General features: G+C 55.6%; 22 protein-coding genes. All 22 read left to right on the forward strand.

Features of this window, described 5'->3' with window-relative positions:
• Positions 1-3: 3 nt before the first annotated feature.
• The 22 genes from folD (at position 4) to PHT49_10820 (ending at position 24,032) form a co-directional block, all read left to right on the forward strand.
• Complete coding sequence (gene folD / locus PHT49_10715) at positions 4-891, forward strand: bifunctional methylenetetrahydrofolate dehydrogenase/methenyltetrahydrofolate cyclohydrolase FolD (GenBank protein MDD5452353.1); 888 nt, start codon at positions 4-6, stop codon at positions 889-891.
• Positions 892-999: 108 nt separating this feature from the next.
• A complete protein-coding gene (cooS, locus tag PHT49_10720; protein ID MDD5452354.1) occupies positions 1,000-2,952 on the forward strand; it encodes an anaerobic carbon-monoxide dehydrogenase catalytic subunit in 1,953 nt (650 codons plus the stop codon).
• 63 nt (positions 2,953-3,015) lie between these two features.
• The gene (locus PHT49_10725; GenBank protein MDD5452355.1) at positions 3,016-3,204 is read left to right on the forward strand and encodes an FAD-dependent oxidoreductase; all 189 of its coding nucleotides are present in this window, start codon (positions 3,016-3,018) and stop codon (positions 3,202-3,204) included.
• A gap of 18 nt (positions 3,205-3,222) precedes the next feature.
• Positions 3,223-6,045 (forward strand): FAD-dependent oxidoreductase, encoded by a 2,823-nt coding sequence (locus PHT49_10730; GenBank protein ID MDD5452356.1) that lies wholly within the window; start codon positions 3,223-3,225, stop codon positions 6,043-6,045.
• A 157-nt stretch (positions 6,046-6,202) separates the two neighbouring features.
• A complete protein-coding gene (locus PHT49_10735; GenBank protein ID MDD5452357.1) occupies positions 6,203-6,964 on the forward strand; it encodes a hydrogenase iron-sulfur subunit in 762 nt (253 codons plus the stop codon).
• A 38-nt stretch (positions 6,965-7,002) separates the two neighbouring features.
• Entirely contained in the window at positions 7,003-7,587 is a 585-nt protein-coding gene (locus PHT49_10740; protein ID MDD5452358.1) for a 4Fe-4S binding protein, read from the forward strand.
• 116 nt (positions 7,588-7,703) lie between these two features.
• Positions 7,704-8,399, forward strand: a complete 696-nt coding sequence (locus PHT49_10745) for a methylenetetrahydrofolate reductase C-terminal domain-containing protein (protein ID MDD5452359.1) — start codon at positions 7,704-7,706, stop codon at positions 8,397-8,399.
• A complete protein-coding gene (locus PHT49_10750; protein MDD5452360.1) occupies positions 8,383-9,255 on the forward strand; it encodes a methylenetetrahydrofolate reductase in 873 nt (290 codons plus the stop codon). The genes PHT49_10745 and PHT49_10750 overlap by 17 nt, the downstream gene beginning before the upstream one ends.
• Before the next feature lie 17 nt (positions 9,256-9,272).
• The gene (locus tag PHT49_10755) at positions 9,273-9,830 is read left to right on the forward strand and encodes a 4Fe-4S dicluster domain-containing protein (GenBank protein MDD5452361.1); all 558 of its coding nucleotides are present in this window, start codon (positions 9,273-9,275) and stop codon (positions 9,828-9,830) included.
• 9 nt (positions 9,831-9,839) lie between these two features.
• Positions 9,840-10,670: a CoB--CoM heterodisulfide reductase iron-sulfur subunit B family protein gene (locus PHT49_10760; GenBank protein ID MDD5452362.1), complete on the forward strand. Its 831-nt coding sequence runs from the start codon at positions 9,840-9,842 to the stop codon at positions 10,668-10,670.
• Between the two features lie 64 nt (positions 10,671-10,734).
• Positions 10,735-13,794, forward strand: a complete 3,060-nt coding sequence (locus PHT49_10765; protein ID MDD5452363.1) for a CoB--CoM heterodisulfide reductase iron-sulfur subunit A family protein — start codon at positions 10,735-10,737, stop codon at positions 13,792-13,794.
• Between the two features lie 19 nt (positions 13,795-13,813).
• The gene (locus tag PHT49_10770; protein ID MDD5452364.1) at positions 13,814-14,278 is read left to right on the forward strand and encodes a hydrogenase iron-sulfur subunit; all 465 of its coding nucleotides are present in this window, start codon (positions 13,814-13,816) and stop codon (positions 14,276-14,278) included.
• 64 nt (positions 14,279-14,342) lie between these two features.
• Complete coding sequence (locus PHT49_10775) at positions 14,343-14,816, forward strand: 4Fe-4S dicluster domain-containing protein (GenBank protein MDD5452365.1); 474 nt, start codon at positions 14,343-14,345, stop codon at positions 14,814-14,816.
• A 1-nt stretch (position 14,817) separates the two neighbouring features.
• The gene (locus tag PHT49_10780) at positions 14,818-17,865 is read left to right on the forward strand and encodes an FAD-dependent oxidoreductase (protein ID MDD5452366.1); all 3,048 of its coding nucleotides are present in this window, start codon (positions 14,818-14,820) and stop codon (positions 17,863-17,865) included.
• On the forward strand, positions 17,832-18,275 hold the full coding sequence (locus PHT49_10785) for a hydrogenase iron-sulfur subunit (protein ID MDD5452367.1): 444 nt from the start codon (positions 17,832-17,834) through the stop codon (positions 18,273-18,275). The genes PHT49_10780 and PHT49_10785 overlap by 34 nt, the downstream gene beginning before the upstream one ends.
• 3 nt (positions 18,276-18,278) lie before the next feature.
• Positions 18,279-18,947: a methylenetetrahydrofolate reductase C-terminal domain-containing protein gene (locus PHT49_10790; GenBank protein ID MDD5452368.1), complete on the forward strand. Its 669-nt coding sequence runs from the start codon at positions 18,279-18,281 to the stop codon at positions 18,945-18,947.
• Positions 18,944-19,861, forward strand: a complete 918-nt coding sequence (locus tag PHT49_10795; GenBank protein ID MDD5452369.1) for a methylenetetrahydrofolate reductase — start codon at positions 18,944-18,946, stop codon at positions 19,859-19,861. The genes PHT49_10790 and PHT49_10795 overlap by 4 nt, the downstream gene beginning before the upstream one ends.
• Before the next feature lie 84 nt (positions 19,862-19,945).
• The gene (locus PHT49_10800; protein ID MDD5452370.1) at positions 19,946-20,359 is read left to right on the forward strand and encodes a response regulator; all 414 of its coding nucleotides are present in this window, start codon (positions 19,946-19,948) and stop codon (positions 20,357-20,359) included.
• An 86-nt stretch (positions 20,360-20,445) separates the two neighbouring features.
• On the forward strand, positions 20,446-20,829 hold the full coding sequence (locus tag PHT49_10805) for a response regulator (protein ID MDD5452371.1): 384 nt from the start codon (positions 20,446-20,448) through the stop codon (positions 20,827-20,829).
• Between the two features lie 16 nt (positions 20,830-20,845).
• Positions 20,846-22,315 (forward strand): ATP-binding protein, encoded by a 1,470-nt coding sequence (locus PHT49_10810; GenBank protein MDD5452372.1) that lies wholly within the window; start codon positions 20,846-20,848, stop codon positions 22,313-22,315.
• Positions 22,316-22,424: 109 nt separating this feature from the next.
• The gene (locus PHT49_10815) at positions 22,425-23,078 is read left to right on the forward strand and encodes a methylenetetrahydrofolate reductase C-terminal domain-containing protein (protein MDD5452373.1); all 654 of its coding nucleotides are present in this window, start codon (positions 22,425-22,427) and stop codon (positions 23,076-23,078) included.
• A gap of 78 nt (positions 23,079-23,156) precedes the next feature.
• Positions 23,157-24,032, forward strand: coding sequence for a methylenetetrahydrofolate reductase (locus PHT49_10820; protein MDD5452374.1), 876 nt, complete (start codon positions 23,157-23,159; stop codon positions 24,030-24,032).
• The last annotated feature ends 149 nt before the right edge of the window (positions 24,033-24,181 follow it).

Consider the following 24,181-nt stretch of genomic DNA (forward strand, 5'->3'; position numbering starts at 1 on the left):
AAGATGGCAGCGAAGATTATTAGCGGAACAGAGATTGCCAAGCAGATCCGGGCGGAGTTAAAGGAGGAAGTGGCCAATCTCAGGGCAAAACATGATATCATACCCGGCCTGGCCACCGTTCTGGTCGGGGATAATCCGGCCTCAAAGGTCTATGTGGGTCAGAAGGAGAAGGCATGTGCGGAGCTGGGCATCTATTCAGAGAGGATTGATCTGCCGGGGGATACATCCGAGACCGATCTCCTGACCTTGATTGACAAGTTGAACCATGACCCAAAGATTAACGGAATACTGGTACAATTGCCACTGCCTAAGCATATTAATGAAACTAAGGTCCTTTATGCCATTGACCCGGCTAAGGATGTCGATGGTTTCCACCCGGTAAATGTCGGCAAACTTATGATCGGAACCAAATGTTTTCTGCCCTGCACGCCCCATGGTATCCAGGAACTGCTCATCCGTTCCGGCGTAGAGACAGCCGGGGCCGAAGTAGTGGTTGTGGGGCGAAGCAATATCGTCGGCAAGCCGATTGCCAACATGCTCATTCAGAAAGGGAAAGGCGCAGATGCCACGGTTACGGTCTGTCATACCCGTACCAAAGATATGGCCTTTCATACCCGGAGGGCGGATATCCTCATCGTGGCCGCCGGCCGTCCTAAGACCGTAACGGCGGACATGGTCAAAGAAGGTGTGGTGGTGATAGATGTCGGCGTGAATCGTATAGGGCAGACAGCGGAGGGTAAGGCCATCCTGGCGGGTGATGTTGATTTTGACGGCGTAAAAGAAAAGGCTTCAGCGATTACGCCCGTGCCGGGCGGTGTGGGTCCGATGACTATTACCATGCTTATGCAGAATACAGTCGAGGCCGCCAAAGAACAGGGCCGCGTAGCGTAGTCTGGAAGATAACTGTTCAGCTTAAGGCTAATAGCTGAGGTTGACTTATGTCATAAACGACATTATTGTTCACAATAAGTTATTTTTTCAATTTGTGGAGGAATGAGCATGGAAAGGAAGAGAATGGCCTTTTGCCCTTCGATTTGCCCGGGCATCGAATGTGAGGCCAGCAATCAGGTCCTTGAATTTGCTAACCAGAAAGGGGTTAAAACCTTTGTTCAGCGGGTAGAAGGAAGAGGTTTAGACCGCTGTCAGTTTGGAGCAGGAGGCACTTGTTGTCGCAACTGTTCTATGGGGCCTTGTATGATGATTGAAGGTGTCCCGGAGTCCATAGGCATCTGCGGGGCCACGCCGGCAACGACTGCGGCCCGGAACTTCTGCCGCATGATAGCCTCCGGTGCGGCGGCCCACATTGACCATGGCCGGGAAACAGTCATGGGCTTCCTGGCGTCCGTCCGAGGCGAGGCTCCGTACACCATAAAGGACGAGAGGAAACTCCTTTCCACGGCTCAACTCTTCGAGATCAGAACTGAGGGGCGGAGCATAAAGGATATCGCTATCGATCTCGGTGAAAAAGCTTTGGCGGAGTTCGGTAAGCAGGAGGGAGGGCTGCGCTTCATAAAACGCGCTCCCGCCAAGCGACGGGAACTCTGGAAAAAGCTGGGTGTCCTGCCACGGGGGATAGACCGTGAGGTCGTTGAAATAATGCACCGTACCCATATGGGAACCGACCAGGATTTTGCCAACCTCATCCTGCAGGGGACGCGGTGCGCCTTGGCCGACGGCTGGGGCGCCTCCATGATTTCCACCGAATTGCAAGACATTATGTTCGGCACGCCCGTGCCCATCAGGGCTACCGTTAATCTCGGTGTTTTGAAAGAAGATCAGGTCAACGTCGTAGTACACGGTCACGAGCCGCTCCTTTCTGAGGCCCTGGCCATGGTGTCTGAGGAGCCGGAAATCTTGGCAGCCGCCCAGGCGGTGGGAGCCAAAGGAGTGCAGCTGTCAGGGGTGTGTTGCACAGGTAACGAAATTCTCATGCGCCACGGCATACCCATAGCAGGTAGCTTCATCCAGCAGGAGATAGTCCTGGCTACCGGTGCTGTTGAAGCCATGATAGTGGATATCCAGTGCATCATGCAGTCTCTCCCGACCGTGGCCCAGTGCTACCACACCGAGATTATTACTACCTCCCCGAGGGCAAAGATACCTGGGGCTACGCACATCGAGTTCGGCCATCACGATGCCCTGGAAACAGCCAGGAAAATTATAAAACGTGCTATCGCTCGTTACCCGCAAAGGGGTCAGGTAAATATCCCGCAGCGCAAGACGGACGTCGTGGCCGGTTTCAGCCACGAGACGATTAACCACATGTTGGGCGGCTCTTTCCGGGCCTCCTATCGGCCGTTGAACGACAACATAATTAACGGACGCATTCGCGGTGTGGGCGCTGTGGTCGGCTGTGACAGCGCCCGTGTCCGCTCCGGATATGTGCATACCACGGTAGTGAAGGAACTGATTGCCAACAATGTGCTCGTACTGGTGACCGGGTGCGCGGCTACGGCATGCGGGCGTGAAGGACTCCTTACCCCGGAGGCGGCCAGCCTTTGCGGACCGGGGCTGAAAGAGGTCTGCGAGGCGGTCGGTATGCCCCCCGTACTCCATATGGGATCCTGCGTTGACAACAGCCGCATCCTTATCGCAGCTACGGAGATTGTAAACGAAGGCGGTTTGGGAGACGATATCAGCCAGATTCCCGCCGTAGGCTGTGCTCCGGAATGGATGAGCGAAAAGGCCATAGCCATCGGCCAGTACTGCGTAACCAGCGGTGCGAACGTTGTCTTCGGTCACACCTTCCCGACTACCAAGAGTCAGGTCATGACGGATTACCTTTTCAAAGAGATGCTCAATTTGTACGGCGGGTGTTGGGGGGTCGAAGACACACCGGAGGAAATGGCGCGATGGATGATAAAGGCCATCGACAGCAGGCGCGAGGCCCTCGGTATCCACCAGAAGAAGGAACGGGTACTCTTTGACATGGCCATGCGCAGAGAATTATAGCCTATGGTTTTTTATATTTTGTGTGCGCTTTTCGTTAGTAAATATTCCAGGGAGTAAAGAGTTATGGGTAGAGAACAAGGTGCCAAGTCGGGTGCAGTAGTGGTAATCGGGGGCGGTGTGACTGGCGTCCAGTCTGCCCTTGACCTTGCCGGCATGGGTTTCTATGTCTATCTGGTGGAGAAGACAGGTTCGATCGGCGGGGCCATGGCCCGTCTCGACAAGACCTTTCCAACCAATGACTGTTCCCTTTGAATCCTGGCGCCGAAGTTGGTGGAGGCCGGTCGGTCTCCTAACATAAAGATTCTTACAAATGCCGGTCTTGAGTCGTTGGAGGGAGAGGCGGGGAATTTTACCGCCCGAATACATCGTGAGCCTCGGTTTATCGACGAGGACCTGTGTACGGCCTGCGGTCAGTGCACTATGTATTGTCCGGTCTTTGTGACGGACGGGTACAACGAGGGACTGGCTATCACAAAGGCTCCGCACAAGGACTACGCGCAGGCGGTGCCCGCAGCGTTTTACATTGACCCGAAGAAATGTCTCTTCTTGAATCATGAGACGTGTCAGATTTGCGTCCCGACGTGTCAGGCCAAGGCCATCGACTTCAGTCAGAAAGAAGAATGGCTGGATCTTAATGTGGGAGCAGTGATACTTGCTCCCGGGTTTGGGCGGATCTCCGACGAGGTCCTTTCGAAGTATGGTTACGGACGCTTTCCGGATGTCGTGACCAGTCTTGAATTCGAGAGGATTATGTGTGCCTCCGGGCCTTCGAAAGGAGAGATAATAAGGCCGTCCGATGGCAAGCACCCCAAGAAGATCGCTTTCCTCCAGTGCATCGGATCGAGAGACCTTACCTCCGGGAACGGGTATTGCTCTTCCGTCTGCTGTATGTACTCCATCAAGGAGGCCACGATAGTCAAGGAGCACGCACCCGATACGGATATTTGCCTGTTCTACATGGACATGCGTACCCCGGGCAAAGGTTTCGACGCCAGTCGGCAACGGGCACGGGAACAATACGGCCTTACATTCATACGGAGCAGAGTAGCTGGTATTTCGGAGATAGACGACCGCCTCAGACTTTCGTACGTAGATCGCCGGGGACACCACCATGAAGAGGACTTCGACATGGTTGTCCTGTCGGTTGGCCTCGAGTCTCCCGACGATGCGCAGAAGCTGGCCAAGGTTGCCGGCATCAAGCTGAATGAACACGATTTTTGCCGTACCCAGACGCTGCTGCCCCTTAGCACGACGCGGCCGGGAGTATATGTAGCCGGTGCTTTTCAAGGACCGAAGGATATTCCTGAAAGCGTTATGCAGGCTATGGGCACGGCTGCGGCCGCGGCGGAGGTGTTGCGCGAAGTCCGTGGTACGGCCATCGTGAAAAAGGAGTATCCTCCGGAAATGGAGGTGGCGCCGGAGCCGCGGATCGGCGTTCTCGTCTGTCACTGTGGAATCAACATCGGCGGGGTGGTGAACGTTCCCGAAGTGGTTGAGTATGCGGCTACGCTCGACAACGTGGTATCGGCCGACGGGAGCCTCTACGCCTGTTCCCAGGACAGCCAGAAGGGCATTAAGGATATGATCGAAAAGCACAACCTTAACCGGGTGGTGGTGGCTGCCTGTACCCCGCGCACCCATGAACCTTCATTCCAGGAGGCGTTGAGAGACGCCGGACTGAACCGTTGCCTCTTCGAGATGGTCAACATAAGGGACCAGTGCTCATGGGTGCATGCCCATGAGCCGGCAGAGGCTACGGCCAAGGCCAAGGATCTGATGCGGATGGCTGTGGCCAAGGCGCGGTTGCTGTATCCGCTCCCGGAACAGACCGTACCCGTGATCCCGAAGGCCCTGGTAATCGGCGGGGGCATTGCAGGTATGACCGCGGCGCTCAGCATTGCCGAGCAAGGGTTCGACTGTTTCCTGGTGGAGAAGTCGGCCCAGTTGGGCGGTAATCTGAGGCGGCTGAATACCGTTCTGACCGGTGAAGATCCGAAACAGCTTCTGAGCGAAATCGAAGACAAAGTGCGAAGTCATCCCCGGATCAGGGTTTATACGAGCGCCGGTATTGAGGACATCTCCGGATACATCGGCAACTTCAGCACCACGATCAACGTCGAGGACGGCACGGAGCAGATAGGGCATGGCGTGGTGGTCCTGGCTACGGGTGGCAAGGAGCATCAGGTCAGCAAGTACCTGTATGGACAGTCAAAACAGGTACTGACTCAGCTGGAGCTGGAAAAAATTCTGTCGTCGCCTGAAGAGGCCACAAAGATCCATGACGTGGTCATGATTCAGTGCGCCGGATCAAGGGGTGACGACCTGTCCTATTGCAGTAAGCTCTGTTGCGGTCAGGCGGTCAAAAACTCCCTGAAGCTCAAGGAATTGAATCCCAAAGCCAATGTTTACGTCCTCTATCGGGACATCCGGACCTACGGCTTCATGGAGGACTACTATCGCCAGGCCAGGGAAAAGGGAGTCGTGTTCGTAGAATACGAGAGCTCAAATCCACCCGTGGTATCAGAGGAAGGGGGAAGAGTCGCCGTAGAATTTACTGACATCCTGCTGGGAGAAAAGGTGAAGATAGAGCCGAGCCTGGTCGTTCTGAGCGTGGGTGTTGTTCCCTCGGATGTGGAAGGGTTGGCGAAAATGCTCAAGGTTCCCTTGACCGCGGACAACTTTTTTCTGGAGGCCCACGTCAAACTGCGTCCGGTTGAACTGGCAGTAGCCGGGGTATATGTCTGTGGGTTGGCCCATTCACCGAAGCCCGTTGATGAGTCCATCAGCCAGGCGAAGGCGGCCTCGGCAAAGGCCTGTATTCCGCTGGCTAAGGGAGTGGTTGCCGTAGAACCGATCGTGTCCAGCGTAGATAAAGACAAGTGCATCGGGTGCGGCATATGTGAGAGCCTCTGTCCATTCAAAGCCATACGGCTCGTGAAGGCGGACAAGAAGAAAAAGGCGGAGACCATTGCCGCGTCGTGCAAGGGATGCGGTATATGTGCCTCCCATTGTCCGACCATGGCCATCTCCATGGGCGGCTTCACAAACGAAGAGATAGTAGCCCAGATACGGGCATTTGGCGGTAGTCATTAGTCATTGGTCACTGGTCATTGGTTGTCCTTGGCTGGCAGTTGGCAGCTTTGGAGTCCAATTGGTTATTGGGAATTTGAAAAAGGGAAACCATTAACTAATCAACAAATAACTAATAGCTAATGACAAGTGACTAATGACAGCGAACGGAGTGAGCGAAATGACCAATGACAAATTTAAACCAAAGATACTCGGCTTTCTCTGCAACTGGTGTTGCTACGCTGCGGCCGATTCGGCCGGGGTGGGGCGGTATCAGTACCCAACGAATCTGCGTACCATCAGGATCATGTGCACCGGCCGGCTTGACCCCACGTTCGTTCTGGAGGGTTTTGCCTGCGGAGCGGACGGGATATTCGTCGGCGGTTGACACCTGGGTGAATGCCATTACCAGGTTGGTAATTACGACGCCGTACTGACAGCCGAATTGGTTCATGCCATTCTTGAGGAGGTGGGGGTCAAGCCCGAGCGTTTTGCCCTTGACTGGGTCTCGGCTGCCGAGGCCCCGCGATTCGTGGACCTCATTACTGCCTTCACTAGAAAGATAGAAGGCCTGGGACCCATGGGCCAGGTTGAGGGAAAGGAACGGGAGGAACTTTTGGTGAAACTCGCTGCCGCCAGACAGGCTGCGGGGATCATGAAGGTGCGGGCCGGCCTCGGCAATCTGGCCAAGGACTTCCGGAAGGAAGGCGACTATGGGCTTGACGTGGTGAAACGGAAGATCGACGAAAAGCTCGGTCTCATGGTGAAGTCCGAGGTGGGGGGCCAGGAGATATTGCTCAGGTTGGAGCGACAGGGTCCGCTGAGCACGGCCGATCTCGCCGGCCGGGTGGGGTGGTCGCCTGAGGAGATCGGGGAGTACCTGGGCAAACTGGGGAAGAAAGGGCAAGTCTCGGAGAAGGATGGACGCTGGACGTTGGCCTAAGGAAAGAAACGTGACAGGTGATGACATTGGGAACAAGCTTGGCACTTATACGTAGGGAAGATCTGGATCCGGACTTCAAGTTCGTACTGGCCGATATGCCGGGTGCGGAAGACATCAGGCGCTGTTTTGCCTGCGGCACGTGCACGGGCATCTGCCCCGTGAGCAGGGACAACCCCCTGTACGACCCGCGAAAGATCATACACATGGTCATTCTGGGTCTCAAAGACAGGCTTCTTTCTTCAGAAATGATCTGGCACTGCACACGGTGTGACACCTGCCGGTTTGCCTGCCCGCAGGGAGTGCGGATGAGTACCGTAATCAGTGCCCTGCGCCAGATGGCGGTTCAAGGGGAATACGTTGATCTTCCGACTCTGCAGGGCTGGGGCAAGGTGGCCAGAGTGAAAGCGGGACGCTGCGTGGGGTGCTTGACCTGCGCCCGCGTCTGTCTGTTCGAGGCCATCTACCGGGGAAAGAATAAGAGGGCCTTTGTTCAGGTTGATCCGCTGAAGTGTCGCGCTTGCGGGCTCTGTACGGTGGAATGCCCGCGAGGGGCAATTGTTGTGGGCAGAGGAGATGCGAACAATGCCATGGGAAGAGACGAGGCCGGGGCAGCCGGCATCTGACCTCTCATACAGAGGGACCCAAGTTCCAGGCACCCGAACAGGCAAGGAACGAGCGAGGAGCCCGCGGGGCACTTAGTTGATGTGTATAGACCGAAGGTATTGTGGGGTGATTAGCCGTGATCGTTGCGACAAGAAAACCGTTTGACGCTATCAAACAAATTGTTTCCGGACACAAGAAGGTCTTGATTGTGGGTTGCGGTACGTGTGTTGCCGTATGCCTGGCCGGAGGCGAGAAAGAGGTCTCCATCCTGGCTTCTCAGATTCGCATGGCCTTGAAGCTGGACGGGCAGAGGGTGCAGGTGGACGAAGCCACTGTCGAGAGACAATGTGACCGGGAATTCCTGGTTGACCTTGGTAAGAGAGTCAACGTGTCCGACTATGACATGGTGATCTCCATGGCATGTGGGGCGGGGGTCCAACTGTTCAGCGATGTCTATGACCGCAGCACGGTAGCTCCGGGATTGGACACGGTTTTTATCGGAGTGGCCGAGGGACCCGGCGTATGGACGGAACGGTGCCGGTCCTGCGGGGACTGCGTGCTGGGTAGGACGGCGGGCATCTGTCCGGTAACTATGTGTGCCAAGGGCCTCCTGAACGGCCCCTGTGGCGGGACGCGGCACGGAAAATGTGAGATCAACCCGGAGATGGATTGCGCCTGGGCCAAGATATATGAGCGTCTGGCGGTGCGTGGGGGCCTGGCACAGATACGCGAGACACTTCCACCCCGCAAGAACAGCAGACAGGCATTTCCTGCGGTATTGATCCACGAAGCCTACAAACGGAGACTAAAGAAAGATGACACGATCGTTTAGAGAAGCCCTCGATTCAGGAAGATTCTTGGTGACTGTGGAAATCGCCCCTCCAAAAGGTACGGACGTAGGCATGGTGATGTCGGCCATCAAGGATGTGAAGGACGTCGTTGATGCAGTTGGTGTGGCGGACAACCCGGGGGCGGTCATGACCATGAGCCCATGGGCCCTCTGCCGGGTGCTCGCGGAGAGCGGCGGGGAACCGATCATGCACGTCAGTTGCCGTGACCGAAACCGTATGGCCTTACAATCCGACCTGTTAGGGGCGGCTTTTTTAAAGATAAGAAATATTCTCTGTATAAGCGGCGATCACGTTTCTTTTGGCGACCATACCGATGCCATGCCGGTCCATGATATCGACTCTGTTCAACTTGTCGAGGCCATTCGCGGTCTCGTACAGGGCCAGGATATGACCGGACATCCGCTCCAGGGCATGCCTGAATTTTGCGTGGGGGCCGTGGCCAATCCGGAAGCCGATCCTCTGCAGCCGCAGCTTTTCAAGTTCCAAAAGAAGATCCAGTCTGGAGTTGACTTTGTGGTGACCCATCCGGTGTTCAATGTTGACAATCTCAAACCCTTCTTGAAGGAGGCGAGAGAAAAAAAGGTCAAGTTGCTGGCGGGTGTTCGCCTCCTGGTGTCTGACGAGGTCCCGGCGTACCGGGACGGCAGTCGCCCGGGGTTGTTTGTTCCGGAGAATATCCTTGCCGAGATTGAAGGGTCAGGTATAGACAAGGGAGTGGAAGTTGCGGTCCGGCTCATCAAGAGCATGAAGGAAAAGAACTTATGTGACGGGGTACACATTTCGGCCCCCGGTCATGAGGAAAAGATCATCGACATCATCAAGGCGGCGGGCATTTGACCGCACGGGATGGACACATGGAAAACGCGATGCGCATAGAGCCCACGTGGCTGGCGACGGTGGAAAGTGAGAGCGGGGTCAAGGTCTCCGCGTGCTACCAGTGCAAAAAGTGCACGGTCGGCTGTCCCCTGACTTTCGCTATGGACATCTACCCCGATCAGGTGATTCGTCTGGTTCAGATGGGACAGCGGGAGCGGGTTCTCGCGTGCAACACGGTCTGGGTCTGTTCGGGTTGTGAGACGTGCACCACCCGTTGTCCGAACGCGGTAGATGTGGCCGGAATAATGGACTACCTCAAGGAAACGGCGATCCGGAGCGGAATGGAGATTCCGCAGCCCAAGACATACGTCTTTCACAGGGCGTTTTTGAACGAGATAAGGAGACGGGGCCGGGTATTCGAAGCCGGTCTCGTGGGAACCTACCTGAGGGAGAGCGGGGAGCTGAAGGCCAAACTGGAAGACAAAACCCTCGGCGAAGAACTCGCCCTCGGTTGGGCCATGTTCAAGAAGGGCCGCATGCGCCTCTTCCCCAAGGGTATCAAGGGCAAGACAGAGATCAGGGAAATCTTGAAATAGTAGGCACCTATGGAAAAAGTCAGTTATTACCCCGGTTGCTCGTTGGAAGGAACGGCCAGAGACTACAGCGAATCGATCCACGCTGTCTGCCAGGAATTGGGAATCGGTCTGGATGAGCTGGCGGACTGGAGCTGTTGCGGCGCCAGCTCCGCCCACAGCATCGACCATAGGGCTTCTATCGGCCTTCCACGCAGGAACCTGGTTATAGCCGGCCGCGCGGGTCGTGATCTGGTGGTGCCCTGTCCCCTTTGCTACAATCGGCTCAAGGCTGCCGAAAAGGATGCCGCTTCCGGTGAACGGCGCGTCAGGATATGGGACCTGGCCAACTATATGGGGCGCGAAGAAGTACTGAATATAATCAAAGGAAAGGTAACGAGGCCGCTTGCCGGGATAAGAGCCGTTTGTTACTACGGGTGTATGTCCAGCCGTCCGCCTAAAATTACGGACGCCGACGACTGCGAAAACCCGATGAGCATGGACCGTATTCTGGCGTGCCTAGGCGCCGAGGTAGTTCCCTGGTCGTACAAGACGGACTGCTGTGGAGCGAGCCACGCCATTCCCAGGCAGTACCTGGTTTTCGAACTGGTCGGGAGACTGTACCAGCGGGCCGTGGCGGCCGGGGCCAACTGTATCGCCGTGTCCTGCCAGATGTGCCAGGCCAATCTGGATATGTATCAGGACAAAATAAACCAGTCCATGAGAACCGATTACTACTTGCCCGTCCTGTATTTTACGGAACTCATGGGTCTGGCCATGGGACATAGGGATGTCAGTACCTGGTTTTCCCGCCACTTTGTGGATCCTACGGCCCTTTTGACGCAGGCGGGGCTTGCGCCTTAAGTCAAATCGGGAGAAGTGATTATTTTTGCGCAGTCACATGAGCGAAGGCAGGAGAGTGTCAGCAATGGTTAAGCAGGGAGAGTCGGGCACAAGCGGAAAGACTGGTGCCATAGTGGTTGTCGGCGGTGGTATCTCCGGAATGCAGTCGGCCCTCGACGCTGCCAACTCGGGATTCAAAGTGTATCTTGTGGAAGAGCGGCCCAGCATCGGCGGGGTTATGGCTCAGTTGGACAAGACCTTTCCCACGAACGACTGTTCGACCTGCATGATATCGCCGAAACTCATCGAGGTGGCGAAGAATCCGAACATCGAGATCTTGAGCTACGCCGAAGTTGTCGACGTTCTGGGGAACCCGGGGGACTTCCGCGTGAGCGTCAGGAAGAAGGCTCGCTACGTTGACCCGCAAAAATGTATCGGCTGTGGTCTGTGCGCCAGCAAATGTCCCAAGAAAGTGCGGGACGACTTCAACCAGGGGCTGGGATACAGGAAAGCCATCTACTTGAGTTTTGCCCAGGCCATTCCTCTCGTCTATACCATCGACAGGGACAAGTGCATCTACTTCCAGACGGGACGGTGCCGTGCCTGCGAGAAGTTCTGTCCGAACCAGGCCATCAACTTCGAACAACAGGATGAGATCGTAGAGCTTGCCGCCGGCGCCGTGATTCTCTCGCCTGGGTTTGAGACGTTCAACGCGCGGCTCAAGGGCGAGTACGGGTACGGCCGCTATGCCAACGTATTGACCAGCTTGGACTACGAGCGTGTTCTGTCGGCCGGCGGCCCCTTCGAAGGGCACATCCAGCGGCCTTCCGACGGGACGAAACCGCAGAGAATCGCCTGGATTCAGTGCGTGGGTTCACGGGACGCGACGGTGGGTTGTGAATACTGTTCCTACGTCTGCTGCATGTACGCCACGAAACAGGCCCTTATTTCGAGAGACCATGACCCGGGGATAGAACCGAGCATCTTCTACATCGACATTCGTGCCCAGGGCAAGGGATTCGACCGGTACTATGAACGAGCTCGGTCGCAGGGTGTGCGTTATATCCGGTCCATGGTTTCAAGAATAGTGGAAAATCCGCAGGACAAGACACTGGAGATCAGCTACCTGGACGTCTCAGGACGCATCCAGACCGAGGTTTTTGACCTGGTGGTGCTGTCCGTGGGGCTTCGTCCCCATTCGAGCTTTCAGAAACTGGCCGGCAAGCTCGGCGTCGCGCTGAACGAGTTCGGTTTCTGCCGGACGCAGCCGCTGGATCTTGTTTCTACCTCGCGGGAAGGTTTTTTCGTCAGCGGCGCTTTCCAGAGTCCGAAGGACATACCGGATACCGTTGCCCAAGCCAGCAGCGCGGCGGGAGCAGCGGCAGCCCTTCTGTCGGATGCCAGGGGTACCATGATCAGCGAAAAATCTCACCCGGAGGAGAAGGACGTTCAAGGCCAGGAGCCGCGTATCGGCGTCTTCGTCTGTCACTGCGGCATCAATATCGCGGGTGTGATCGATGTCAAAGAGGTGGCCGAATACGCAAAGTCCCTGCCCGGCGTGGTGTATGCGACGAATTACCTTTTCACCTGCTCCACGGATAGCCAGCAGGAGATGAAAAAAGCCATCGAAGAGCAGGGACTGAACCGCGTGGTTGTAGCCTCCTGCTCGCCGCGCACTCACGAGCCCCTCTTTCAGGATACGCTGCGGGAAGCCGGCCTCAACAAGTATCTCTTCGAAATGGCCAACATCCGCGATCAGGCTTCATGGGTACATGCCGGTCACGCCCAGGAAGCCACCAGCAAGGCCAAGGATCTGGTGCGGATGTCCGCGGCCCGGGCCGCTCGTCTGGAACCGCTTGCGGACATGCCTTTCGAGGTGACGCCGAAGGCACTTGTCGTCGGAGGCGGCGTGGCAGGTCTCACGGCGGCCCTGGGGCTGGCCGAAAACGGTTACGAGACATGCCTCGTGGAGCAGACGGCCGAGCTGGGCGGCAACGCCAGGTTGATCCACTATACGGAGGACGGCACGAACCCGGCGGAGTACGTGGGACGGCTGGTCCGGAAGGTGAAGGAAAACCCGCTCATTACCGTGTATACGAATGCCAGGGTTGTTGACTATGGTGGTCATGTGGGTCAGTTCAAGAGTACCATCGCCGCAGACGGTCAGAGGATCAGCATCTCCTATGGAGCGGCCATCATAGCCACAGGTGGACAGGAGTACAAACCTCAGGAGTACCTGTATGGTCAGGACGGCCGCGTTCTCACACAGAGAGAGATGGAACAGCAACTGGCCGGTGACGCGGGTGATCTGAAGGGCATCCGGGACGTGGTTATGATACAGTGTGTCGGCTCCAGGGACGAGGAGCACCCTTACTGCAGCCGGATCTGTTGCACGGCCGCCGTAAAGAACAGCCGCAAACTGAAAGAACTGAATCCCGGTGTGAATGTCTATGTCCTGTTCAGGGACATGAGGACCTTCGGCTTCAAGGAGCTGTACTACAAGAAGGCCCGCGAAGAGGGTGTGAGATTCATCCGCTACGAACCGGGAAGGAAACCTGAGATTACGGACGGGAACGGGCATCTCACGGTGAATGTCTACGACCAGAACCTCAGGACGGACGTGGCACTCAGGGCGGACCGTCTGGTATTGAGCGCGGCCGTAAGGCCGCAGGGGGACAGCGCCGAGCTGGCCGGGGTTCTCAAACTGCCCGTGGACCAGGACGGCTTCTTCATGGAGGCGCACCTCAAGCTGAGGCCGCTTGATTTTGCCATCGCCGGGTTTTTCCTGTGCGGTCTGGCACACGGCCCCAAGTTTGTGGACGAGTCCATCGCGCAGGCCAAGGGCGCGGTTTCCAGGGCGTGTACCATTTTGTCCAAGAAGAGGATGCTTGCCGGCGGGGATGTGGCACACGTTGATGCGGAGAAATGTATCGCATGCCTGACCTGTGTCCGCACCTGTCCCTACGGAGTGCCCCGGTTCGATGAGGACGAGGGAGTGATTGTTATCGATGCTGCCGCCTGCCAGGGTTGCGGCAATTGCGCCAGTGCTTGTCCGCGCGGGGCGATCACCGTCGGGCACAATACGGATGAACAGTACGTTGCCAAGATAAGCGCGCTGTACGAGCTTGACCGGGCGGCGAGCTGAAAGGAAGGAAAGACAGAATATGGAACCACAACCGGCGGTCCCGGCCACGAATGTGACGGGCGAGACAGGCGAGACCTCAAAGGAATTTCAGCCTAAGATCGAGGCACTGGTATGCACGTACTGCACTTATACAGCCGCGGACATGGCCGGATCCCAGCGGTTACAGTATCCACCGACGGTCCGGATCGTGAAGTATCCGTGCACGGGCAGAATATCCATCGAGCACATTCTGAAGGCCTTTGAGGCTGGAGCGGATACTGTATTCGTGGGGGGCTGCGAGATCGGCAGTTGCCACTTTGTTGAAGGAAATTTGCGGGCCGCAGAGCGGGTAGCTTATACCAAGACGCTTTTGGAGGAAATCGGCCTAGGCGGTGACCGCCTGGAGATGTTTCATATCGGCGCCTCGGATCCTCATGGTTTCGTCCGGGCAGTCAAAGAGATGACCGAACGGGCGGAAAAACTGGGGGCGAACCCGCTAAGATGAGTGTTCACCGTTCACCGGCGGACAACGGATAACGGGTAATAGATTGGAGACTAGTATGTCGGCTATGACCAAGAACGAGATTGATCCGCAATTCAAATTTGACTTGGCCCGAAGGTTGGGCGGGGACAGCATTAAACGTTGTTTTGCCTGTGGTACATGTACGGCCAGTTGCCCGGTGAGCGGGGTCAGGGAGGATTTTGATCCGCGGAAGATCATTCATATGATCCTTCTCGGGCAGAAGCATCAGGTCTTGTCTTCGGATACCATATGGTATTGCTCTCTCTGTAATACCTGCTCCTTTGTCTGCCCGCAGGACGTGAGATTCAGCGAAGCCATGGTCATTCTCCGGCAGATGGCCGTCGAAAACGGCTACATCCCCAAGTCGTTCCTGGCCAGATGGCAACAGTTGGAGAGGCTTGGGCAACAGTTTCGAACGGAGATGTTGAATTCTTTTCTTGCAGAAAGAGGGCATGAGCAACTTTTGAGTCCCGAAGAACTTCTTCGGAAGGCATGCGCGGATTGTATAGGTGGCAAATAAGGTGAAGGCTGTTGTCGATTCCAAGATAGGTGCGGTACTGGTTATCGGCGGAGGAATCGCCGGCGTTCAAGCGGCGCTTGACCTGGCGGAGTCCGGATTCTTTGTCTATCTCGTGGAGCGGTCGGCGGCCATCGGCGGCGTGATGGCCCAACTGGACAAGACCTTTCCGACGAATGACTGCTCCATGTGCATACTCTCACCAAAACTGGTGGAATGCGGAAGGCACCTGAACATCGAGATTCTGACACTTTCAGAGGTGAAGGGGGTCTCCGGTGCGGCAGGCCGCTTCAAAGTCAGGATTGTGCGGCACCCGCGGTACATAGACGAGACGAAGTGCATTGCCTGCGGGACTTGCGCCGAGAAGTGTCCAAAGAAGGTCGAAGACGAATTCAATGCCGGCCTTGCCCGGAGGAAAGCGGCCTATATTCAATATCCCCAGGCCGTTCCCCTGAAATACGCAATTGATCCTGTAAACTGCATCTGGCTCAACAAGCCGGGACGGTGCGGGGCCTGTGCCAAATACTGTCCCACGCAGGCCGTCGATCTGACCCAGACCGACCGGGAAGTAACGCTTGAGGTGGGTTCTATTGTCGTGGCCACGGGCTGCGGTCTGTCGCAGGGTACGGTGTTTCAGTATGCCAATTCCCCCAACGTGGTGACGAGCGTGGAGTTTGAGCGGATCCTGAGCGCTACCGGCCCCTACCGCGGTCACTTGGTGCGACCCTCCGACGGCAATCCCCCGAAGAAGATCGCCTGGCTACAGTGCGTAGGATCGAGGGACAGGACCAACCGTTACTGTTCAGCGGTCTGCTGCATGTACGCGATCAAGGAGGCGGTCATTGCCAAGGAGCACAGCGCGGAACCGCTGGACACGGCTATCTTCTTCATGGACATGCGCACCTCAGGCAAGGATTTCGATAAGTACTACAGACGAGCGGAAGAGGAATCCGGCGTCCGCTTCATCCGTTCCCGTATCCAGAATATCAGTCCTCTTGAGGATGGGGGGCTCTTGCTCCGGTATGCCACCGAGGACGGTCGCATAAGCGCGGAGCCTTTTGATATGGTGGTCCTGTCCGTGGGCCTCAAGCCGGCGCCGGCCATGGTTGATCTGTCGGAACGGCTGGATGTGGATGTGGATCAATACGGTTTTGTGGCAACCGGAGACCTTTCTCCCGTCGCCGCCTCGCGTCCGGGTATCTATGTCTGCGGGGCGTCCGAAGGGCCGAAGGACATCCCCCAGTCGGTCATGGAAGCGAGCGCCGCCGCCTGCGGAGCATCTACCCTCCTTAGCGAGGTGAGACATACCATGTCGCAGGAAAAGAGCTATCCTGCGGAATCGGACGTCACCGGAGAAGAACCGCGGGTGGGCGTCTTTGTGTGCCATTGCGGCATCAACATCGGCGGCGTGATTGATGTTGAAGGTGTGAGGGCCTACGCCGGCAGCCTTCCTGGTGTGGCCTACGTCGAGTCCAACCTCTTCACGTGTTCTCAGGACACCCAGGAGAAGATGAAGGCCGTCATCAAAGAGCACGGGCTCAACCGGGTTGTGGTAGCCTCCTGCAGCCCGCGCACGCATGAGCCTATCTTTCAGCAGACGCTGCGTGAAGCCGGACTCAATAAGTTTCTATTTGAGCTGGTGAATATTCGGGATCAGGGATCGTGGGTTCACCGCAATGAGCCGGAAGCAGCTACAGAAAAGGCCAAAGACCTGATCCGTATGGCTGTGGCCAAGATGCGTCTGGCCGAGGCTCTGCCCGGCATGAAGCTGCCCGCCAGCAGGGACGTTCTTGTAGTGGGAGGCGGCGTGGCGGGCATGGTCAGCGCTCTGGAGCTGGCTGACCAGGGCCACACCGTGCACCTGGTAGAGAGGGACCAATACCTCGGCGGCCAGGCGACCTCGTTGCGGTGGACATGGCAGGGAGAAGATATCCAGTCCTACGTAGCCGGCATGGTTGAGGCCGTCACAGCCCACGAACGCGTACAGGTTTATCTCCAGACTACGCTCAAGAGCGTTACCGGTTCGGTGGGAAATTTTGAGACGATGGTAGTGTCCAGTGGGGACGGCAGCACACGCAAGATTGAACATGGTGCGGCTATTCTGGCTACCGGCGCCGGGCCGGCAAGGACGGAAGAATACCTGGCCGGACAAGATCCAAATGTCTATCAAGGGGTCGAACTGGATCAGGTCATAGCGCGAGAACCGGAGAGGATCAAGCAAGCGCAATCGGCTGTCTTCATTCAGTGTGTCGGCTCCCGTGACGAGCACCACCCGTATTGCAGCCGGATCTGTTGCACGCACAGCATAGCCAACGCCCTGGAATTGAAGAGGCTGAATCCGAAAATAGAGGTCTACATCCTCTACCGCGACCTGCGCACCTATGGCAAACGGGAGGACCTCTACCGCCAGGCCAGGGAGCAGGGAGTCATCTTCCTGCGCTACGATCCGGCGGACAAACCCCGGGTGGAGTTGGTGGCCGGCGCCGCCGGCGCCTCTCGTCTGAAAGTGGCGGTGACCGATAGGCTTCTTGGCGAGACTCTGGAGATCTATCCTGATTTCGTTTCTCTGGCCACGGCGATCGAGTCAACGGGGCAGAAGAAGCTGGCGGAGATGTTTAAGGTGCCGGTTAACGATGACGGGTTCTTCATCGAAGCCCACATGAAACTGAGGCCGGTCGATCTGACGACCGAAGGGGTTTTTGTCTGCGGCATGGCGCACTATCCCAAGCCTATGGAGGAGAGTATCTCTCAGGCCAAAGCAGCAGCGGGGCGGGCCGGTGCCCTGCTGTCCAAAGGGTGTCGCGAGATCGAGGGTGTGGTGGCCTCCGTCAACCCGGACCTTTGTGTGTCCTGTCTGACCTGCGTCAGACTATGTCCTTATCATGTCCCGGCCATCAACGCAGAGGGCAAAGCCGAGATCGATCCGGCCAGCTGTCAGGGCTGCGGAATATGCGTGGCCGAGTGTCCGGCCAAAGCCATCAGTTTCAAGTATCTCACAGATAAACAGGTCATTGCCGGATGCAGTGCTCTGTTGAGAAAGGCGGCAGGTTGAAAGACTTTACTCCAGTTATCGTAGCTTTCTGTTGCAAGTATTGAGCCTATTCTGCGGCTGACCTGGCAGGCTCAGCGCGACTGCAATACCCATCCAATGTCCGGATCGTACGCGTTCCGTGCACCGGACGGGTGGATATTATCCACATCCTCAGGGCCTTGGAGGATGGGGCGGATGGTGTCTATGTGGCCGGTTGCCTGGAAGGGGAATGCCATTTCCAGACCGGAAATCTCAAGGCGAAAAAACGGGTTCAATACGTTAAAGGGCTCCTGCGCGACCTGGGCATTGAGCCGGAAAGGGTGGAGATGTATAATATGTCCGCGTCCCAGGGCGGGCGCTTTGCGGAAGTGGCCAGGGAAATGGTAGATCGGATAAAAAAACTAGGGCCCAGTCCGTTACGAGGAGAATAACGTATGATTGTTGGCGAACAGAAGCCATTTGCTGAAATTGTCGAGATGCTGAAGGGGTTCCAAAAGATCCTGGTTCTTGGGTGTGGCACCTGCGTAACGGTGTGTTTTGCCGGCGGCGCCAAAGAGGTGGAGATCCTTTCGTCGCTGATTCGCATGGACCGCAAGAAAAAAGGGGAACCCGTTGAGATCGTGGAGAAGACCCTCGTCCGGCAGTGTGATCCGGAGTATCTTCAGGAGCTTTCCGGGTCCATAGGCGAGTATGACGCGGTGCTGTCCATGGCCTGCGGCGTAGGCGTCAATTTCCTGGCAGATACCTATGCGAACACCGTTTTCCTCCCCGCACTAAACACCAAATTCATGGGAGTCACGGAGGAACACGGCGTCTGGTCCGAGCGCTGTGCCGGCTGCGGCCAGTGCATTCTGGACATGACCGGCGGACTGTGTCCCATAGCCCGGTGTTCCAAAGGCCTCTTCAACGGCCCCTGCGGCGGCTCGGTCAATGGGAAATGCGAGATAAGCAAGGACGTGGACTGCGTATGGCAGCTGATATATGACCGCCTGAAGGGTCTCAATCGACTGGACAAGCTTGACGAGATTTTCCCCATAAAGGATTGGTCGGCGAGTCCCCACGGTGGTCCGCGGAAGATTGTGAGAGAGGATCTGAAAGTATGAAATCGGGAAGCAGTCTGGAGAGAATACTGGAAAGCGGGCAGTTCGCCGTAACCTCGGAGTGCGGGCCACCCAAGGGAACTTCGGGCCAGGTGGTCAAGCGCAAAGGGGAACTCCTGAAGACCTGCTGTGACGCTTTGAACATAACGGACAACCAGACGGCCATCGTGAGGATGTCCAGCCTCAGCGGGTGCGTTCTTCTGAGGGAACTGGGTATAGAGCCGGTGATGCAGATGGTGGTGCGCGACCGGAACCGGATCGCCATTCAGAGCGACATTCTGGGCGCCGTGGCGCTGGGAGTCCGTAATCTGCTTTGTCTATCCGGTGACCACCAGAGATTCGGCAATCATCCGCAGGCGAAGGGGGTCTACGATATTGATTCCATTCAGCTCATACAGACGGTCAAAAGGATGCGCGATGAGAAGAAGTTCATGAACGGAGAGGATATCTCGGGCGATATCCCGCTCTATATCGGCGCTGCGGCCAATCCCTTTGCGGATCCTTTTGAGTTCAGGGTCAGAAGACTGGCCAAGAAGATAAAGGCAGGGGTTGATTTCATCCAGACTCAGGGGATATTTGATGTGGAGAGGTTCTCCCGCTGGATGGCCATGGCCAGAGACGAGGGCCTGCATGAGAAGGTGCATGTTTTGGCCGGGGTTATTCCCATCAAATCCGTGGGCATGGCGCGGTACATGGCCAAGAACGTGGCCGGCATCTCCGTACCGAGGGAACTGGTCAGCCGGATGGAAGGGGCCAAGGACGCCAAGGAAGAAGGCCTGAAGATAGCCATCGAGATCATTGAGCAGGTCAAGGAGATTGAAGGAGTTCACGGCGTTCATATCATGGCTGTGGCCTGGGAGGATGTCGTGCCGCGCATTGTTGAGGAGGCAGGGTTGATGCCCAGGCCGATAGTGTAATGATTGTTGCTCGTTGCGGGGATTGCGTTTCGCATGGAGTAGAACGCGTAACTCGTAACCCGTAACTCGTATGAAGGAGGGCTCATGGGAACGAATGCAAAGATTATGGTAGTGGATGACGATCCGGATATGCGTGAGACCCTGGAGATGATACTCGGATCCGTCGGCTATACAGTAGTTACTGCCTGCAACGGCGAAGAATGCCTGACACGCCTCAAGGAAGAGCAGCCGGACTTACTTATCCTTGATCTTCTTATGCCCAAAATGGATGGCTTTGAGGTGTGTAAGGCCCTTAAAGATCCGAGGCGTGCCAAATATGCCCATATGCCGATTATTATCCTCAGCTCCATAAGGGAGGGGGTCAGCCAGCGCCGCTACGAACTGGAGACGGGCGTGCAGCTTGATGTAGACGACTATGTGGAAAAGCCTGTGGAAAGCAAGGTCTTGCTGGAACGCGTGGGGAGGATTTTGGATAAGAGGCGTTCTGCCACGAATTGACCACGAAGTGACAAAGACAACCGACAATTAACCGATGATTAATCCGGATTCATTCGTGGTTAAAACTTCGACAGCGAGGTATGGCCGTGAGTAAGAAAATATTGATGGTAGATGATGACGTTGATTTTTGTGCGGCAGCCAAACTTCTCCTTGAGAGTAAGGCTTACGAGGTTGTCTTAGCCCACGACGGGAAGGAAGGTCTGGATAAGGTCCGGACCACGGGGCCGGATCTGGTTATCCTGGACGTAATGATGCCGGAAATGAATGGGTATGATGTGTGCGTCGTTCTCAAGTCCGATCCAAAGTTGAGTCACATACCAATCATTCTCCTCACCGCGGTGGACCAATCCATATTCAAGACGACCTACACTAAAGAAATGGGTCTAATGACCGAGGCCGATGACTATATTGCCAAGCCGGTCGATTCTGCTGAGTTGGCGAGGCGGGTGGAACGGTTATTGAGCCCGTAAACATGAAGACGGATTTATGCTGACTAAACCGAACATATTAGTAGTGGAAAACAACATCGCCGTCCTTAATAAAGTAAATCAACTTTTAACCGGCCGGGGGTATAACGTTGTTGTGCTTGAAACCGCCAGAGAGGCATTGGATTTTATTCAGAAAAATCCGGGCGGTGTTGATATAATGCTGCTGTCTCTTGAACTCCCACGCCTGGGAGCCATGCCGCTTCTGGAGACTCTGCGGAAAGCGAGAAGCGAGATGCTGATCCTGGCCATGTCTGCAGATTGCGGTGAAGAGGCCATTGAGGCCATACACGCCGGGGCATACGACTGCATACGAAAGACGTTTACTACAGAGCGCTTCTGGACGAAGATGGACCGGGCCATAGAAAGATTTCACCTAAAGCGGGAGTTGGAAGCTCTGCAAAGAGAGAGGCGATCCCTTCAGGGCTGTGGATCGGACAGCATGCGGGCCATTTTTGACAGTATTGCCGACGGGATTATGGTTACCGACCTACATGGAAATCTTGTATTTTGCAATTCAAAGGCGTCCGATATGCTTGATATATCATGTGACGAGTTGGGGCGCCCGGTTCAACAATTCATAAGAAATAAGGAACTGGAGAAGTTGCTATGTGCCGCCAGAGTAGAACCTGTCGAGCACCCCAAAGGTCACCATGAAGTCTGTTTATTGGAGACCGGCGATAAACGTCTAAGGATCCATGTCAATCCCGTGATCAATAGAGATGAGGTGCCGATTGGGACGGTAGCCTTAATCCACGATGTTGCGCGCATCAGCGGTATGAATGCATTAAAGGATGATTTTATATTTATGGTTTCCCATCAACTAAAATCGCCTTTGAGTTCCATGCTGATGCAGCTCTCTGTAGTCGTAGACGGCCTGGCCGGTGAGCTTAATGCGAAACAGAAGGACCTGCTTGCGAAGGCCAAGGAAAAAACCAAAGGGATGATTACCCTGGTCAACGACCTTTTGGACTTCCGCCGTATTGAGGAAGGGAAGGTCTTACAACAGATAGAACGCTTAGATCTGCGGGAGATACTGCAGCGGACGGTCGAATTGACGGCCATGTCGGCTGAGGATAAGGATATAACTTTCGAGACGCACGTAACTGAAGATTTGCCGCTCATAAGTGGTGACCGTAACGGAATAGAGGCGGTTCTCCTCAACTTGATCAGCAATGCGATCAAGTACACACCCGGCGGTGGGCGGGTAACAGTCGATATATACGAAAGCGGTCAAGATCTGCGCATCAAGGTGGTAGATACCGGCATAGGCATCGCGCAGTCCGATATGCAGCGTATCTTTGACAAGTTTTATCGTATCAGGTCGGAAATAACCAAAAATATAGCCGGCACAGGGCTGGGCCTTTCTATTGTCAAAAAGATAGTCGACCTCCACAGAGGTACCATTCATGTAGAGAGCGAGGAAAACAAGGGTACCACGTTTATAGTTTCACTGCCCATTGCCAGCTAGGTCCGGCAAGAGGGGGTCTGTTTTTGCCGCAAGGCCGCCGATACACAAAGAATGTAAAAATCTTGGTGATGTTGTGTCTTAGTGGCCGGCAGTTACGGGGAGGCGGGATATGATTATTGCTACACAAAAAGACCTGGCGGAAATAAAACACATGATCGCTCCCTATAAAAAGGTTCTGATAGTAGGGTGTGGTATGTGCATGACGTTCTGTTCCGCAGGCGGGCCGGATGAGGTGGCAAGGCTGGCCGAAAATCTGGCGACGGACAGAGAGGGACTGACCGTAGAAAAGGGCATGATTCCCCGGCAGTGTTCGGATAAATTCATCGATCGCCTGGAGGAGAAAATTCAGGATTATGAAGCCATCCTTTCTATGGCCTGCGGCAACGGCGTGCAGGCTGTGGCCAGACGGTTTCCGGACAAACGTGTTCTGCCGGCGCTCAACACACAGTTTATCGGCATTGAACAAGAACCGGGCGTCTGGACTGAAATGTGTATGGCTTGCGGCGATTGTATCCTGGGGAGGACGGCCGGTGTGTGCCCGGTGACACGCTGTGCTAAGGGCCTGCTCAATGGGCCGTGTGGCGGCTCCCAGGAGGGTAAGTGTGAGGTTTCTAAAGATCGCCCCTGCGCCTGGCAGGAGATATACCATGGACTAAAGCGGCTGGGGCTTTTGGATTATTTAAGAGGCGAGACGCAAATAAAGGGCTGGGCCGTTCACCCGGGTAGGGTAATTAGGGAAGAACTGAAGGCGAAAGAAGGCTGAAACTGCAAGCTACAGAGATAAACGGCAGATGAAAAACTTTATGCGCTCTGTGGCTGATATTGAAAAGAGGGTGGCAAAATGAGTTTCAGACAGGCTTTAGAATCGGATAAATTCTTAGTCACGGCGGAAATCGGGCCTGGGAAGGGGACTGATACGGGTGTTCTTCTGGAAGATGCGTCCATCTTAAAAGACCGTGTTGATGCCATTAATGTGACCGATATGCAGAGTTCTGTCATGCGATTGGGTTCCCTGGCCGTCTGCCACTTATTGACGGATATGGGGATCGATCCTGTCCTGCAGGTGACTTGCAGGGATCGAAACCGGTTGGCCCTCCAGGCCGACCTCCTCAGCGCCTGGGTACTGGGGATCAGAAACGTCCTGGCGCTCACCGGGGATCATCCGACCCTTGGAGATCATCCCCAGGCCAAGCCGGTGTTTGATCTGGACTCGGTGAGTCTGCTGGAGGTGATCGGCAAACTTAACGGCGGCGCGGACATGGTTGGGAATGAGCTTAAAGGGGCTACTGATTTTCTTCCCGGTGCGGTAGTTAACCCAGGTGCGGATACCGAGGCCGCGCTTGATTTACAGATTATAAAGATGGAAAAAAAGATGGAAGCCGGTGCCCGGTTTTTTCAGACCCAGGCCATTTATGACCTGGACCTGTTTGCGAAGTTCATGAGACGGGTGGAGGGGTATAAGACAAAAATCCTGGGGGGTGTGATCCTGCTTAAGTCGGCGGGTATGGCCCGCTTTATGAACAAAAATGTGGCCGGAGTTTTTGTTCCCGAATATCTGATCAAAGAGATGACGGAGACCAAGGACAAAGCCAAGACCAGTATTGAGATAGCGGCACGATTAGTGAAGGGGATGAAGGACCTATGCCAGGGTGTACATATCATGGCCATCGGGTGGGAGAAGAGGGTTCCCCATGTGTTGGATGAAGCAGAACTATAAAGAAGCATTCAGCTTTCAGCTATCAGCGTTCAGCAACAAGGCAAAAAGAGACTTGTTTTGGACCTGAGCTGACAGCTGACCGCTGACAGCTACTGTAAGGAGGGAAAGGAATGGCTTTAGAGATACCAAAGGTTTCTTATTCAGGGAAA

The sequence above is a fragment of the Desulfovibrionales bacterium genome (assembly GCA_028715605.1).
Lineage (GTDB): Bacteria > Desulfobacterota > QYQD01 > QYQD01 > QYQD01 > QYQD01.